Genomic DNA, 15,013 nt, shown 5'->3' on the forward strand with positions numbered 1-15,013 from the left:
TTGGACTCACTGCACCTGTCAACAAGCCTAGACCCAGCGCTCAACCCCACCTTCGGGCGCGTCGCACCCTTGTAAGAAGTTGGCGCGCTGGGCACTCTGTTGACAATGGTCAGGAGAAGGAGTGCGACATGGCGGAAATAGATGCGCGCCTGCGTGAAGAGGTGCACCTGCTCGGCGAACTGCTCGGGCATACCATCTGCACCCAATTGGGCGATGAGTTTCTCGACAAGATCGAGCGCATACGCAAGGCCGCCAAGGCCGGCCGCAGTGGCTCTGCTGCTGGCTCCGAGCAGTTGAGCAGCACCCTGGGCGACCTCGGTGACGACGAGCTTCTGCCGGTGGCCCGTGCCTTCAACCAGTTCCTCAACCTGGCCAATATCGCCGAACAGCAACACCGCGTGCGCCGCCGCCGCTCAGGCGAACCCGAGCCTTTCGAGCTGCGCGTGCTGGACGAGTTGCTCGAGCGTCTGCTTGCCGAAGGGCAAAGCGGCGATGAACTGGCGCGCCAGCTGGCGCGTCTGGACATCGAACTGGTGCTGACCGCACACCCCACCGAAGTGGCCCGACGGACCCTGATTCAGAAGTACGATGCCATCGCCGCGCAACTGACGGCGCTGGATCATAGCGATCTGTTGCCGGCCGAACGTGAGCGCATCGCCCTGCGCCTGCAACGATTGATCGCCGAGGCCTGGCACACCGAGGAAATCCGCCGCAGCCGGCCCAGCCCGGTGGACGAGGCCAAGTGGGGCTTCGCCGTCATCGAACATTCGCTGTGGCAGGCCGTGCCGCAGTTCCTGCGCCGTGCCGATAAGAGCCTTGAGGCTGCCACCGGCTTGCGTCTGCCGCTGGAAGCTGCGCCGATTCGTTTCGCCTCGTGGATGGGCGGCGACCGTGACGGCAACCCCAATGTCACGGCGCGAGTGACGCGCGAGGTGCTGCTGTTGGCGCGCTGGATGGCGGCCGACCTTTATCTGCGCGATGTCGATAGTCTCGCCGCCGAGCTGTCGATGCAGCAGGCCAGCGATGAGCTGCGCGCACAGGTGGGCGACAGTGCCGAGCCTTACCGCGCCTTGCTCAAGCAACTGCGCGAGCGCCTGCGTGAGACGCGCAGCTGGGCGCAGCAGGCGCTGACGGCCGATATCGCCGCGGGGCCTTCGGTGTTGCAGGACAACCATGATCTGCTGGCGCCGCTGCAGCTGTGCTACCAGTCGCTGCACCAGTGCGGCATGGGCGTCATAGCCGATGGCCCGTTGCTCGACTGCCTGCGCCGGGCCGCGACATTCGGCCTGTTCCTGGTGCGCCTCGATGTGCGCCAGGACTCTGCCCGGCACGCCGCGGCGCTGTCGGAAATTACCGATTACCTCGGTCTCGGTCGCTACGCCGAGTGGGATGAAGAGGCGCGCCTGAGTTTCCTCCAGCGTGAACTGGACAGCCGCCGTCCGCTATTGCCGAGCGACTATCGCCCCTCGGCCGATACGGCCGAAGTGCTCGCCACCTGCCGTGAGGTGGCCGCTGCTCCCGCTGCCTCGCTGGGCTCCTACGTGATCTCCATGGCCGGTGCCGCTTCCGATGTGCTGGCGGTGCAACTGCTGCTGAAGGAAGCCGGGTTGCGCCGTCCGATGCGCGTGGTGCCACTGTTTGAAACCCTGGCTGACCTCGACCACGCCGGGCCGGTGATGGATCGTCTGCTGGGGTTGCCCGGTTATCGCGCGCGTCTGCATGGCCCGCAGGAAGTGATGATCGGTTATTCCGATTCGGCCAAGGATGCCGGTACCACCGCCGCTGCCTGGGCTCAGTACCGTGCTCAGGAGGAGCTGGTGCGCCTGTGCCGCGAGCATCAGGTCGAGTTGCTCCTGTTCCACGGTCGCGGTGGCACCGTGGGCCGTGGAGGCGGCCCGGCTCATGCGGCCATTCTGTCGCAACCGCCGGGTTCGGTGGCGGGACGTTTCCGCACCACCGAACAGGGCGAGATGATCCGCTTCAAGTTCGGCCTGCCGGATATCGCCGAGCAGAACCTCAACCTGTATCTCGCGGCTGTGCTGGAAGCCACGTTGCTGCCGCCGCCGGCCCCGCAGCCGAGCTGGCGTACGATGATGGACCGCCTTGCCGACGTCGGCGTGAAGGCCTATCGCGGCGTGGTGCGCGAGCATCCGCAGTTCGTCGAGTATTTCCGCCAGGCCACGCCGGAGCAGGAGCTGGGGCGCCTGCCACTGGGCAGTCGGCCGGCCAAGCGGCGTGAAGGCGGTGTGGAGAGCCTGCGCGCGATCCCCTGGATCTTCGCCTGGACCCAGACGCGGCTGATGCTGCCGGCCTGGCTAGGCTGGGAGCAGGCGCTGGGGCAGGCGCTGAGAGGTGGCGATGCCGAGGTGTTGAAGGACATGCGCGAACACTGGCCGTTCTTCCGTACGCGCATCGACATGCTGGAGATGGTGCTGACCAAGGCCGACGCCAGCATCGCTGCCCTGTACGACGAGCGATTGGTCGAACCGGCGTTGCTGCCGCTGGGTGCGCAGTTACGCGACCTATTGTCGCAGGCCTGTGCTGCCGTACTCGAACTGACCGGGCAGTCGCGTCTGCTCGCGCACAACCCGGAGACCCTTGAATCGATCAGCGTGCGCAACACCTATCTCGACCCATTGCACCTGCTGCAGGCCGAGCTGCTGGCGCGCTGCCGGCAACGCGAACAGGCGCCGGAGAGCCCTCTGGAGCAGGCGCTGCTGGTCAGCGTGGCGGGTATCGCAGCGGGTTTGCGCAACACGGGTTGAGGGGCAGCTGGCGCTGGCCGATGCATGTCCGGTCAGCGCCACATGCCAGGTTCAGGGCGTCAGGAGGAGGTTTTTTATCCGACTTTTGGCGGCTTGTGCGCCTGGGGTGCGCTGTGTATCTTGAGCAGCCTTTTTGGCCGCTGCGGCTGCCGCACAACATTCAAGAGATTGGCCCCACGAGGCGAGTCCGACCGATTACTACATAACTCTTGAGGAGCACATCGATGCGCGTGATTCTGCTGGGGGCGCCCGGTGCCGGCAAAGGTACCCAGGCTCGCTACATCACCGAGAAATTCGGCATTCCGCAAATCTCCACCGGCGACATGCTGCGCGCAGCGGTCAAGGCTGGCACCGAGCTCGGCCTGAAGGCCAAGAGCGTGATGGACGCCGGCGGTCTGGTCTCCGACGACCTGATCATCAACCTGGTCAAGGAGCGCATCGCTCAAGACGATTGCGCCAACGGCTTCCTGTTCGATGGTTTCCCGCGCACCATCCCGCAAGCCGAAGCGCTGCGCGATGCCGGCGTAGCCCTGGATCACGTAGTGGAAATCGCCGTCGACGACGAGGAAATCGTCAAGCGTCTGTCCGGCCGTCGCGTTCATCCTGCATCCGGGCGCGTGTACCACACCGAATACAATCCGCCGAAGGTTGCCGGCAAGGACGACCTGACCGGCGAGGAGCTGGTTCAGCGCGAGGATGACAAGGAAGAGACCGTGCGTCATCGCCTGTCCGTTTACCACTCGCAGACCAAGCCGCTGGTGGACTTCTACCAGAAGCTCTCCGCTGCGACCGGTACGCCGAAATGCAGCCACATTCCGGGCGTAGGCAGCGTCGAAGAAATCACCGCGAAGACCCTGGCCGCGCTGGACTGAGTCCATCTCGCCAGCCGTCAGCGAAGCAGGGCCCCGAAAGGGGCCTTGGTCGTTTATGGTACACGGAAAGGTTCTGCTGGCTCCGGGACAGGTGTCGGCTAGTATCGATGGTGCAAGCCTCCGGCCTGCTCGGAGGCGTGTCGATAACCTATAAGGAAGAGGGCATTAAATGACCGAGAAACGCATCTGGCTGGGCCTTGCGGTATCGCTGTTGAGCACTCCGCTGGTATTTGCCGAGACCGCCGCACAGGGCAGGACCGACTGTTCGGTCGCGCAATTCACCATGGGCTTGCGCTTCCAGCAGCAGTCCGCGGAGGTCCAGGCGCTGCAGCTGCAGGCTTACAACATCGCCACGGAGAAGCTCGACAAGGCCGTTGCTGCGGCAAAGGATCCGTCGAAGCTGGCCATCGTCACCGACCTCGATGAAACCGTGATCGACAACAGCGCTCTGTTGGCCCGCGACCTGGCCAACTGTCACCAGTACGATGCCTGGGATACCTGGCTGCCCTGGGAGCGCGACGGCGCGCCGGAGCTGATTCCCGGCGCGAAGAAATTCCTCGAACACGCCGACAAGCTCGGCGTGACCATCCGCTACATCTCCGACCGTGCCGACGAGCAGAAGAAATACACCCTGGCCACCCTGACCAAGCTGGGCCTGCCGCAGGTGTCGGAAGACAGCGTGCTGCTGCTCGGCCCGCCCAAGGTCGAACGTCGCGCCATCGTCAGCGCCGATCACCAGATCGTCATGCTGCTGGGCGACACCCTGCACGACTTCGATGCGCGCTTTCGCAAGACGCCGCTCGATGCGCAGCGCAAGACCGTCGCCGACGAGGCCGGCAAGTGGGGCGTCGAGTGGATCGTGTTCCCCAACGCCGGCTATGGCACCTGGTCCAAGGCACCGCTCAAGGGCTGGGAGGCCGAGCCGGTGGTCGAGCCCTGGTAAGAACCTGTTCAAAGTCTGCTGCGCGTCGGCGCTGCCGCGTTAAAAACAGGCTCGCATTGCTCCAGCTCGCGAGACTTTGAGCAGCCTCAAAGGGCGCCCGTCGGTCGCTCCTCGCACGCCGAGGGCCCTCATGGCGCTGGAAAAAAAACTGTCGAGCCGGTCTAATGCCGGCTCTTTTACTTCAACCGTCCGAACGCAATGACCACTCTCCTGGCCCTGGATACCGCCACCGAAGCCTGCTCCGTCGCGCTGCTGCATGACGGTCGTGTACTCAGCCACTACGAAGTTGCCCCGCGTCTGCATGCGCAGCGCCTGTTGCCGATGATCCAGCAACTGCTGGGTGATGCCGGTATCGCAGCTTCGGCGCTCGACGCGATCGCTTTCGGTCGTGGCCCCGGTGCCTTCACTGGCGTGCGCATCGCCATCGGCGTGGTGCAGGGCCTGGCCTTCGCCCTGGACAGGCCGGTGCTGCCGGTCTCCAACCTGGCCATGCTGGCCCAGCGTGCGTTGCGTGAACAGGGTACTACCCAGGTCGCCGCAGCGATCGATGCGCGTATGGATGAAGTCTATTGGGGCTGTTATCGCGCCGAGGCAGGCGAGATGCGTTTGCTCGGTCAGGAAGCGGTGCTGCCGCCCGAGCAGGCCGAAGCGCCGCGTGGTAGCGATGGCGTATGGTTCGGCGCCGGTACGGGGTGGGGCACCTTTGCCACGCGTATCGCCCTCAAGCCCGCGAGCATGGACGGCAGCATGCTGCCGCATGCCGAAGATCTGCTGAGCCTGGCCCGTTTCGCCTGGGCGCGTGGCGAGGCTGTGCCGGCCGATCAGGCGCAGCCGGTGTACCTGCGCGATCAGGTCGCCACGCCGAAAGCGGCGCCAGCATGACAGCTGGTCGGATGTTTGACGTCAAGAACATCCTGGCATTTGCCAAGTGCGGTGCCCGCCGCTACATTGCCAGCACTGCCCACTGTTCAGCCGAGCCCACCGAGCAACCCTAGATGCGGATCGACGGTTATCTACCTTCCTACTCGCCAGATCGCGGCCCCCGTTCGGGGACTGCGGTCACGCCCTATCGCGAGGCGCAGCGGGAAGTCGAGGCCAGACGTGAAGTGCCGGCTGCTCCGGCCAGCAGTCAGGGGCTCGAGCAGGCTCCGCAGATCCGTCGTGTGCAGGCCAGCAGCAGTAATAGCGATAGCCTGCCGTCCCGCGCCCAGGACCTGGGTTATCAACAGCCCGCGCTGAGCAATCGTGCTGCTCAGGCGTTGGCCAGCTACAGCACCACCGCCGCCTACGCCAACGAGTACGATGCGCAGGAAGTACTCGGCCTCGATCTTTACGCGTAACTCCGTTCCATGGCGTGATTCGCGCCCCTCAGCCAGGTCCGTTACATAGATCGATGAGCGTCGCGTTTCCCTATTTTCTTGGTTGTCCATCCTGGAGCGAAGCGGCCTGGCGCGCCACGCTCTATCCGCAGGACACGCGGCCTACGGAGTTTCTTGGCCGCTATACCGAGGTGTTCAACGCGGTAGAAGGCAACACCACGTTCTATGCCAGGCCCAACGAGCAGACGGTCGCCCGCTGGGCATTGGCGATGCCGGCGCACTTTCGTTTCTGCGCCAAGTTGCCGCGCGATATCAGCCACAGCGACGATCTCTGCCAGCAGCTCGATGAGGTCGTGCAGTTCCGCCAGCTGCTGGCGCCGCTTGGCGCGCGGGTCGCGCCTTACTGGCTGCAACTGCCGGCCGCCTTTGGCCCTTCGCGGTTGGCCGAGCTTGTGGCGTTCATCGAGCAGTGGGGCGACTGGCCGCTGGCCGTCGAGGTGCGCCACCCGGAGTTCTTCGCCAAGGGTGATGCCGAGCGCGTGCTCAATCGTCTGTTGCACGAGCGGGGTATCGAGCGCATCTGCCTGGACTCGCGTGCCCTGTTCAGCTGTGACTCGCGGGAGCCGGCCGTGCTCCATGCGCAGGCCAAAAAACCGCGCCTGCCGACCCGGCCTGCGGCGTTCAGCCAGCATCCACAGCTGCGTTTTATCGGCCATCCCGAACTGCTGGCCAACGATCCCTTCATGCAGCCCTGGCTGGACAAGGTCGCCGGCTGGATCGAACAGGGACTCGCTCCGTACGTCTTCGCGCATACCTCCGACAATCGCCTGGCCCCCGAGCTGGCAAGGCGTTTTCACCAGCAGCTGATGCAGCGCCTGCCGGGGTTGCCTGAATTGCCAATCCTGCCAACGGAACCGGAACTGGAGCAGCTCGGCCTGCTCTGATGGAGAATGAATATGCTGATACGGATAATCGGCCGTTTGCTGTTTCTTTCCCTGCTGCTGGGTGTGGCGCTGCTGGTGGCGCTGTGGCGTGGCTGGCTGGAGGTGGCGCCGCGTTTCAACCCTTGGGCGCCGCTTGACGTGCGAGAGGCACCAAATCTGCTGACCTCATTCAAGCTCTGGCGCCTGAGCGAGGATCGTGCGCTGTGCGACCTGGCCCTGGCGACGTCCGACCTGCGCTTCACGCGCCTGGATGACAGCACGCCTTATCCCGGCTGCCCGATTGAAAATGCCGTGCGCATCCAGGGCGCCAACGTCGGTTTGAGCAGTAGCTTCATGGCGACCTGCCCGTTGGCGGTGAGTTTCGCCCTGTTCGAGCGCCATGGGCTGCAGCCTGCTGCGCAAGCCGTGTTCGGTCAGCCGGTAAGCCGTGTCGAGCACGTCGGCAGCTTCGCCTGCCGGAGTATCGCCGGCAGCCAGCGACCCAGCCAGCATTCCTATGCCAACGCGCTGGACATGGTCGGCTTTCGCCTGCGTAACGGACAGCGCATCAGCGTGCTGCGTGACTGGCCGGGGGAGGGGGACAAGGCGCGCTTTCTGCGTCTGGTTCGTGACGCGGCCTGCGACAGCTTCAACGTCACCCTTGGGCCGGAATACAACGCTGCCCACCGTGACCACTTTCACGTCGACATGGGCATGTGGCGGATGTGCCGCTAATAGCCTGTTTGCGAGTTGTGGCGCGGTTGTGATCCGCTCGCGGCTGCACTGGCTTGCCGCTTCGGCACAGAGCGGACGTTCACGTTCGATGCGGCTGTCGGCGGCCGGGTCTGGCAGAATGCCGCTTCCTCTAAATCGGCCGGTGGTCGATGCTTTGAATGATTCCTTGAGCAGAACGAGCCCATGACCGACGAGCGGCACAACGCCAGCATCCGCATCCAAGCCCTGCATCCTCAGTACGCCGAAGCGGCGGCCCAGTGGGCGTCACGCCTGGGCCTGGCGCTCGAGGGGGAAACCGAGTTCGCCCTGCAACTGGGCGATGACGGGCTGCAGCTGGTCGAGCTGGGCGACAAGGCACCTGGCCCGGTGCGGGTGGATTTCGTCGAGGGTGCGGCGGCGCATAGACGTCAGTTCGGCGGTGGCAGTGGGCAGATGATCGCCAAGGCGGTGGGGGTGCAGTCGGGGATTCGCCCGCGTATTCTCGACGCGACGGCAGGGCTGGGGCGCGATGCCTTCGTGCTGGCCAGCCTGGGTTGCGACATGACTCTGATCGAGCGCCAACCGCTGGTCGCCGCGCTGCTGGAAGATGGCCTGCAACGTGCCGCGCTCGATCTCGACGTGGCGCCCATCATCGCACGCATGCGCCTGCTCACCGGCAATGCCATCGAGCTGATGCGCACCTGGCAGGGGGATGCGCCGCAGGTGATTTACCTCGACCCGATGTTCCCGCATCGCGACAAAAGCGCGCTGGTGAAAAAGGAAATGCGTCTGTTCCGACCCTTCGTCGGCGACGATCTGGACGCGCCCGCTCTGCTCGAGGCAGCGCTGGCGCTGGCCAGCCACCGGGTGGTGGTCAAACGTCCGCGCAAGGCGCCGGCCATCGAAGGCTGCAAGCCGGGTTATGTGCTGGAAGGCAAATCCAGCCGTTACGACATCTATCCGAAGAAGAAGCTGGAAGCCGGCAGCTAGTGTGCTGCGCACGCCGTCAGGGTCGATAGGCGCGCAGAAACAGCTGCACCGAGTCCTGCACATGACGCTCCGCGGCCTCGCCCTCCAGCGGCTCGGCGCAGCCGATCAGCAGGCGGAAATGTGCGCCGCCCTTGAGCAGGCTGAAGAAATGATCGGCGGCCAGGTGCGGATTCTCCAGGCTCAGCAGGCCGCGCTGAGCCGCCTTGTGCAGTAGCACTTCCATTTCTTCCTGCACCCGTTTCGGGCCGGCTTCGTAGAACATCTGCGACAGCTTGGAGCCCTGGCTGGCCAGGCTCACCATCATTCGATGCATTTCCACCGATTCGCGGCTGTTGACCAGCGCCAGGAAGCCGCGGGCGATGCCCAGTAGCTGGCTTTCCAGTGGCACGTTGTCAGGCAGCTCGAACAGCAGTTCCGGCAGTTGTTCCTGGCACTTGGCCTTGATCGCCGCAGAGAACAGGGTCTCCTTGTCGGTGAAGTGGCTGTACACGGTGAGCTTGGAAACCCCGGCCTCGGCGGCGATCGCGTCCATGCTGCTGCCGTCGTAACCGTTGCGCAGAAACAGGCTCTTGGCCGCTTCGAGAATGGCGCGGCGTTTGGCGGGATCCTTCGGACGACCGGGGCCGGAAGGTTGTAACAAGTTGTCGGGCATTGGTGAATTTTAATACTGGACTGGCGAGTTTGCTATTTTTACTATACCCGGCAGTACAAATATTCCAAAGGGCAACTCCAATAGCATCGACGCAGATAGCGCGTGCTCGAGGGCCAGCCCCAAACCTTCTTCGAAAGGTCTTACACATGTCCCGCCACGTTCTCCCCCTGATCGCATCCCTGGGTCTGGTCCTTGTGTTGTCTGCCTGCGGCAACGGTGAGCAGATGGAGCAGCCGGTTCGCCCGGCCATGGTGGTGCAGCCACAGCCGGCCAGCGCTCTGGTCGACAGCTATCCGGGTGAGGTGCGCGCGCGCTACGAGCCGGAACTGGCCTTCCGCATTGCCGGCAAGGTGAGCAAGCGCATGGTGGATGTCGGTGAGCGGGTGAAGAAGAACCAGGCGCTGGCCGAGCTGGACCCCCAGGACGTACGTCTGCAGCTGGAGGCCACGCGCGCGCAGATGGCGGCGGCAGAGGCCAACCTGCAGACCGTGCGCGCCGAGCGCGAGCGCTACAAGACGCTGCTAGGGCGCAATCTGGTCAGCCGCTCGCAGTTCGACAACGTCGAGAATCAATACCGCGCTGGCGAAGCCCGTCTGAAACAGATCAAGGCCGAATACGACGTGGCGCGCAACCAGACCGACTACGCCGTGCTGCGCGCTTCGCAGGATGGCGTGATCGCCCGCCGTGCGGTCGAGGTCGGGCAGGTGGTGGCTGCCGGACAAACCGTGTTCACCCTGGCAGCCGATGGCGAACGTGAGGTGTCCATCAGCCTGCCGGAGCAGAGCTTTGGCCGTTTCGAGATCGGTCAGGCGGTCGAGGTGGAGCTGTGGTCGCAGCCCGGCCAGCGCTTCCCCGGGCGCATTCGCGAAATGGCACCGGCAGCTGATCCGCAGTCGCGAACCTTCGCCGCCCGCGTCGCCTTCAGCGAAGGCAAGGTGCCGGCCGAGCTGGGGCAGAGTGCGCGCGTCTTCATCGCCAGCAATGGCGAGGTGCCGCTGGCCGTGCCGCTGTCGGCTCTCAGCGCCGAGCAGGGCCAGGCCTTCGTCTGGGTCATCGACCCCCAGGAGCAAACCGTGCAGCGCCGGCCGGTCCGCGTAGGCGCCTATGGTGACGACCGTGTGCCGGTGCTGGAGGGACTTTCCGCTTCCGACTGGGTGGTGGCCGCTGGTGTGCAGATGCTGCGTGAGGGCCAGAAGGTGCGCGCCGTGGATCGCGACAATCGCAACGTCGAACTGGCAGCCAAGGAGTAAGCCGGCATGAGCTTCAACCTGTCTGCCTGGGCGCTGCGCCATCGCCAGATCGTTCTCTACATCATGCTGCTGTTCGCCGTGGTGGGTGCATTGTCATACACCAAGCTGGGGCAGAGCGAAGACCCACCCTTTACCTTCAAGGCCATGGTGATTCGCACCAACTGGCCGGGCGCCAGCGCCGAGGAAGTCTCGCGCCAGGTTACCGAGCGCATCGAGAAGAAGCTGATGGAGACCGGCGAGTACGACCGCATCACCAGCTTCTCCCGACCGGGTGAGTCGCAGGTCACCTTCATGGCGCGCGACTCCATGCGCAGCTCACAGATTCCCGAGCTGTGGTACCAGGTACGCAAGAAGATCAGCGACATCCGCCACACATTGCCGCCCGGCATCCAGGGGCCGTTCTTCAACGACGAATTCGGCACCACCTTCGGCAACATCTATGCCCTGACCGGCACCGGATTCGACTACGCGGTGCTCAAGGACTACGCCGACCGCCTGCAGCTGCAACTGCAGCGGGTCAAGGACGTCGGCAAGGTCGAGCTGGTGGGCCTGCAGGACGAGAAAATCTGGATCGAGCTGTCCAACACCAAACTGGCGACCCTGGGCCTGCCCTTGTCTGCGGTACAGCAGGCGCTGGAGGCGCAGAATGCGGTGGCAGCGGCCGGCTTCTTCGAAACGGCCAGTGAGCGTATCCAGCTACGCGTAACCGGACGCTTCGAGTCGGTGGAGGAGATTCGCAACTTCCCCATTCGCGTCGGTGACCGCACCTTCCGCATTGCCGATGTCGCCGAGGTCAAGCGGGGGTTCAACGATCCACCTGCGCCGCGCATGCGCTTCATGGGGGAGGACGCCATCGGTATTGCCGTGTCGATGAAGGACGGCGGCGACATCCTGGTACTGGGCAAGGCGCTGGAGGGCGAGTTCGCCCGCTTGCAGCAGACCCTGCCGCTGGGTATGGAACTGCGCAAGGTGTCGGATCAGCCGGCGGCGGTGAAGGCCGGCGTGGGCGAGTTCGTCAAGGTGCTGGTCGAGGCGCTGGTGATCGTGCTGGCGGTCAGCTTCTTCTCCCTGGGCGTGCGCACCGGCCTGGTGGTGGCTCTGGTGATCCCGCTGGTGCTGGCGATGACCTTCGCCGCCATGTATTACCTGGGGATTGGCCTGCACAAGATCTCGCTTGGCGCGCTGGTGCTCGGCCTGGGCCTGCTGGTGGACGACGCCATCATCGCGGTGGAGATGATGGCGATCAAGATGGAGCAGGGCTATGACCGCTTCAAGGCCGCCAGCTTCGCCTGGACCAGCACTGCGTTTCCCATGCTCACCGGCACCTTGATCACCGCCGCGGGCTTTCTGCCCATCGCCACCGCGCAGTCCGGCACGGGCGAGTACACCCGTTCGATCTTCCAGGTGGTGGCCATCTCGCTGATCGCCTCGTGGATCGCGGCGGTGATGTTCGTGCCCTATCTGGGCGACAAGCTGCTGCCGGATCTGGCCAAGCTGCACGCGGCGAAACATGGCGGCAGCGATGACGGCCACGACCCCTATTCGACGCCGTTCTACCGCCGCGTACGCGCCACGGTTGAGTGGTGTGTGCGCCGTCGCGGCATCGTCATCCTGCTGACCATCGGCTTGTTCATCGGCTCGGTATTGCTGTTCCGCTTCGTGCCGCAACAGTTCTTCCCGGCCTCGGGTCGTCTGGAGCTGATGGTCGACATCAAGTTGGAGGAGGGCGCTTCGCTGAGCGCCACGGAGGCCGAAGTGCGTCGCCTGGAAGAACTGCTCAAGGAGCAGACCGGCATCGACAACTATGTCGCCTATGTCGGCACCGGCTCACCGCGTTTCTACCTGCCGCTGGATCAGCAACTGCCGGCGGCGAGCTTCGCCCAGTTCGTGGTGCTGGCGTCGAGCATCGAGGAGCGCGAGCGCCTGCGCACCTGGCTGATCCAGACAATGAACGACCAGTTCCCTGCACTGCGCAGTCGCGTCAGCCGCCTGGAAAATGGCCCTCCCGTAGGCTATCCGATCCAGTTCCGCGTCAGTGGCGAGCATATCGACGAGGTACGTGCCCTGGCTCGCCAGGTAGCGGACAAGGTGCGCGAGAACCCGCATGTGGTGAACGTGCATCTGGACTGGGAGGAACCGAGCAAGGTGGTGATCCTCAACATCGATCAGGATCGTGCGCGTGCGCTGGGGGTCAATACCGCCGAACTATCGCGCTTTTTGCAGGGCTCGCTGTCCGGCACCAGCGTCAGCCAGTACCGCGAAGGCAACGAGCTGATCGAGATTCTCCAGCGTGGTACGCCACAGGAGCGCAAGGCGCTGAGCCTGCTGCCGAGCCTGGCGGTGCCGACCGACAGTGGGCGCAGCGTGGCCCTGTCGCAGGTGGCGACGCTGGAATACGGTTTCGAGGAAGGCATCATCTGGCATCGCAATCGCCTGCCCAACGTTACCGTGCGGGCCGATGTCTATGGCAAGGAGCAGCCGGCCAGCCTGACCCAGCAGATCCTGCCGACCCTGGAGCCGATCCGCGCCGAATTGCCCGATGGTTACCTGCTGGAGGTAGGCGGTACGGTAGAAGACTCGCAGCGCGGGCAGAAATCGGTGAACGCCGGTGTGCCGTTGTTCATCGTGGTGGTGCTGACGTTGCTGATGCTGCAGCTCAAGAGTTTTTCGCGCTCGGCCATGGTGTTTCTCACCGCGCCGCTGGGGCTGATCGGCGTGACGCTGTTCCTGCTGATCTTCCGCCAGCCGTTCGGTTTCGTCGCCATGCTCGGCACCATCGCCCTGGCGGGGATGATCATGCGCAACTCGGTGATTCTGGTGGATCAGATCGAGCAGGACATCAGCCACGGCCTCGATCGCTGGCACGCCATCATCGAAGCCACGGTACGGCGCTTCCGCCCCATCGTGCTGACCGCACTGGCGGCCGTGCTGGCGATGATTCCGCTGTCGCGCAGCGTGTTCTTCGGGCCGATGGCAGTGGCCATCATGGGCGGCCTGGTGGTCGCCACTGCGCTGACCCTGCTGTTCCTGCCGGCACTTTACGCGGCCTGGTTCCGGGTCAAGGAGCGCGAGGCGCGCTAGCGCCACAGGCGTTTGGGCGTTTCGCCGTAAAGCGCCCGGCGGGCGTGGCGGGGCAGGTGGCGGATATGGATAATGCGCGGTTTTCGCTGGCCCCGCCCGGGGCCGACGGGACGCCATCGTCCCGTGTTCGTCGGACGGCGCTGCTGCCGTCCCGTCTGGAGTCGTCATGTTCAGCCCGCTCGTCACCTTCCCGGCCCTGTATAGCGCCACCTTACTCATGCTGGCCGGTTCAGGGTTGTTCAGCACCTACATGGGCCTGCGCCTGACCGGGGAAGGCGCCGGTGACAGCTGGGTTGGCGGCCTGATGGCGGCCTATTATTTCGGCCTGGTTTGCGGTGGCAAGTTCGGCCACAAGCTGATCGCCAGCGTTGGTCATATCCGCTCCTACGTCGCCTGCGCCGGCCTCGCCACGGTGATCGTGCTGTTACACATACTGGTCGAGCGTCTGGAGGTCTGGCTGTTGCTGCGCTTCGTAATGGGCGCGGTAATGATGAACCAGTACATGGTGATCGAAAGCTGGCTCAACGAGCAGTCGGAAAATCATATGCGCGGCAAGGTGTTCGCCGGCTACATGGTGGCCGTGGACCTGGGCCTGGTAGTGGGCCAGGGCCTGCTGGCGATGAGCCCGACTCTGGATTACAAGCCGCTGGTGCTGGTGGCGATCTGCTTCGCCTCCTGCCTGATTCCGCTGGCCGTGACCCGCCGCGTGCACCCGGCCAAATTGGTGGCAGCGCCGCTGGAAATCGGTTTCTTCTGGAAACGCGTGCCGCAGGCGCTGGGCAGCATTTTCGTCGCAGGGCTTATGGTCGGCGCCTTCTACGGCCTGGCGCCGGTTTACGCCAGCCGCAGCGGACTGGATACCGCGCAGGCGAGCCTGTTCGTGGCCATGTGCATCATCGCCGGTTTCTGCGCGCAGTGGCCGCTGGGCTGGTTGTCCGATCGTCTGGACCGCAGCTGGCTGATTCGCGGTAACGCCATTCTGCTGTGCCTGACCGCCGTTCCCATGTGGGGGCTGTTCGACCTGCCGTACTGGTTGTTGCTGGCCAACGGCTTCGTCACCGGCATGTTGCTGTTCACCCTGTACCCGTTGGCCGTGGCGCTGGGTAACGACCACGTCGAGCAATCGCGCCGGGTGGCGCTGTCCGCCATGTTGCTGACCACCTATGGCGTTGGCGCCTGCATCGGTCCGTTGCTGGCGGGCTTCATGATGCAGCACTTCGGGCCGGGCATGTTCTACATGCTGGTATCGCTCTATGCCGTGGTGCTGATCGTCTGGGTGCAGCCCAAGCGTGTCACTGGCCGGCACCGGGTCGACGAGGCGCCGCTCAGCCATGTGCCGATGCCTGATACGGTCAGCCCCATGGCCGCGGCGCTCGACCCGCGCGTGGATGAAGTGCCGGAAGAATTGCTGGTGGATGCGCCCCCCAGTATCGGTCGCTCCGATGGCGAACCGGACCCGCAGAAATAAGCGCAGACAATGAAAACGGGAGCCATCGGCTCCCGT

The 15,013-nt window shown here is 64.7% G+C and carries 12 protein-coding genes; 11 read left to right on the forward strand and 1 reads right to left on the reverse strand.

Annotated features, from left to right (window positions below; genetic code table 11):
• Positions 1-128: 128 nt before the first annotated feature.
• The 8 genes from ppc to GYB81_RS15025 all read left to right on the forward strand — a co-directional run bounded on the left by ppc (position 129) and on the right by GYB81_RS15025 (position 8,526).
• Complete coding sequence (ppc, locus tag GYB81_RS14990; protein WP_161865223.1) at positions 129-2,765, forward strand: phosphoenolpyruvate carboxylase; 2,637 nt, start codon at positions 129-131, stop codon at positions 2,763-2,765.
• A 224-nt stretch (positions 2,766-2,989) separates the two neighbouring features.
• Entirely contained in the window at positions 2,990-3,637 is a 648-nt protein-coding gene (gene adk / locus GYB81_RS14995) for an adenylate kinase (RefSeq protein ID WP_017362788.1), read from the forward strand.
• A 169-nt stretch (positions 3,638-3,806) separates the two neighbouring features.
• Positions 3,807-4,580, forward strand: a complete 774-nt coding sequence (locus GYB81_RS15000; protein ID WP_161897881.1) for a 5'-nucleotidase, lipoprotein e(P4) family — start codon at positions 3,807-3,809, stop codon at positions 4,578-4,580.
• Between the two features lie 198 nt (positions 4,581-4,778).
• The gene (gene tsaB / locus GYB81_RS15005; protein WP_161865221.1) at positions 4,779-5,462 is read left to right on the forward strand and encodes a tRNA (adenosine(37)-N6)-threonylcarbamoyltransferase complex dimerization subunit type 1 TsaB; all 684 of its coding nucleotides are present in this window, start codon (positions 4,779-4,781) and stop codon (positions 5,460-5,462) included.
• A 113-nt stretch (positions 5,463-5,575) separates the two neighbouring features.
• Positions 5,576-5,920: a hypothetical protein gene (locus GYB81_RS15010; RefSeq protein WP_161865220.1), complete on the forward strand. Its 345-nt coding sequence runs from the start codon at positions 5,576-5,578 to the stop codon at positions 5,918-5,920.
• Between the two features lie 53 nt (positions 5,921-5,973).
• On the forward strand, positions 5,974-6,843 hold the full coding sequence (locus GYB81_RS15015; RefSeq protein ID WP_161865219.1) for a DUF72 domain-containing protein: 870 nt from the start codon (positions 5,974-5,976) through the stop codon (positions 6,841-6,843).
• A 12-nt stretch (positions 6,844-6,855) separates the two neighbouring features.
• Positions 6,856-7,557, forward strand: a complete 702-nt coding sequence (locus GYB81_RS15020; protein WP_161865218.1) for an extensin-like domain-containing protein — start codon at positions 6,856-6,858, stop codon at positions 7,555-7,557.
• A gap of 183 nt (positions 7,558-7,740) precedes the next feature.
• A complete protein-coding gene (locus tag GYB81_RS15025) occupies positions 7,741-8,526 on the forward strand; it encodes a class I SAM-dependent methyltransferase (protein WP_161865217.1) in 786 nt (261 codons plus the stop codon).
• A 16-nt stretch (positions 8,527-8,542) separates the two neighbouring features.
• On the opposite strand, the gene GYB81_RS15030 is transcribed toward GYB81_RS15025, so the two are convergent.
• Complete coding sequence (locus tag GYB81_RS15030) at positions 8,543-9,178, reverse strand: TetR/AcrR family transcriptional regulator (protein ID WP_161865216.1); 636 nt, start codon at positions 9,176-9,178, stop codon at positions 8,543-8,545.
• A gap of 146 nt (positions 9,179-9,324) precedes the next feature.
• On the opposite strand from GYB81_RS15030, the gene GYB81_RS15035 reads away from it, so the two are divergent.
• From GYB81_RS15035 to GYB81_RS15045, 3 genes are all read left to right on the forward strand, one after another.
• A complete protein-coding gene (locus tag GYB81_RS15035; RefSeq protein WP_161865215.1) occupies positions 9,325-10,428 on the forward strand; it encodes an efflux RND transporter periplasmic adaptor subunit in 1,104 nt (367 codons plus the stop codon).
• Positions 10,429-10,434: 6 nt separating this feature from the next.
• Positions 10,435-13,509, forward strand: coding sequence for an efflux RND transporter permease subunit (locus GYB81_RS15040; protein ID WP_161865214.1), 3,075 nt, complete (start codon positions 10,435-10,437; stop codon positions 13,507-13,509).
• A 166-nt stretch (positions 13,510-13,675) separates the two neighbouring features.
• Positions 13,676-14,977 carry an MFS transporter gene (locus GYB81_RS15045; RefSeq protein ID WP_161865213.1) on the forward strand — a complete coding sequence of 434 codons (1,302 nt, stop codon included), beginning with the start codon at positions 13,676-13,678 and terminating at the stop codon, positions 14,975-14,977.
• The last annotated feature ends 36 nt before the right edge of the window (positions 14,978-15,013 follow it).

The organism is Pseudomonas yangonensis (assembly GCF_009932725.1).
Classification (GTDB): domain Bacteria; phylum Pseudomonadota; class Gammaproteobacteria; order Pseudomonadales; family Pseudomonadaceae; genus Aquipseudomonas; species Aquipseudomonas yangonensis.

Coding starts and splice junctions, on each gene's coding strand:
- GYB81_RS15040 (WP_161865214.1), top strand. CDS start 10,435: ATGAGCTTCAACCTGTCTGCCTGGGCGCTGCGCCATCGCCAGATCGTT.
- GYB81_RS15000 (WP_161897881.1), top strand. CDS start 3,807: ATGACCGAGAAACGCATCTGGCTGGGCCTTGCGGTATCGCTGTTGAGC.
- GYB81_RS15020 (WP_161865218.1), top strand. CDS start 6,856: ATGCTGATACGGATAATCGGCCGTTTGCTGTTTCTTTCCCTGCTGCTG.
- GYB81_RS15015 (WP_161865219.1), top strand. CDS start 5,974: ATGAGCGTCGCGTTTCCCTATTTTCTTGGTTGTCCATCCTGGAGCGAA.
- ppc (WP_161865223.1), top strand. CDS start 129: ATGGCGGAAATAGATGCGCGCCTGCGTGAAGAGGTGCACCTGCTCGGC.
- tsaB (WP_161865221.1), top strand. CDS start 4,779: ATGACCACTCTCCTGGCCCTGGATACCGCCACCGAAGCCTGCTCCGTC.
- GYB81_RS15025 (WP_161865217.1), top strand. CDS start 7,741: ATGACCGACGAGCGGCACAACGCCAGCATCCGCATCCAAGCCCTGCAT.
- adk (WP_017362788.1), top strand. CDS start 2,990: ATGCGCGTGATTCTGCTGGGGGCGCCCGGTGCCGGCAAAGGTACCCAG.
- GYB81_RS15010 (WP_161865220.1), top strand. CDS start 5,576: ATGCGGATCGACGGTTATCTACCTTCCTACTCGCCAGATCGCGGCCCC.
- GYB81_RS15035 (WP_161865215.1), top strand. CDS start 9,325: ATGTCCCGCCACGTTCTCCCCCTGATCGCATCCCTGGGTCTGGTCCTT.
- GYB81_RS15030 (WP_161865216.1), bottom strand. CDS start 9,178: ATGCCCGACAACTTGTTACAACCTTCCGGCCCCGGTCGTCCGAAGGAT.
- GYB81_RS15045 (WP_161865213.1), top strand. CDS start 13,676: ATGTTCAGCCCGCTCGTCACCTTCCCGGCCCTGTATAGCGCCACCTTA.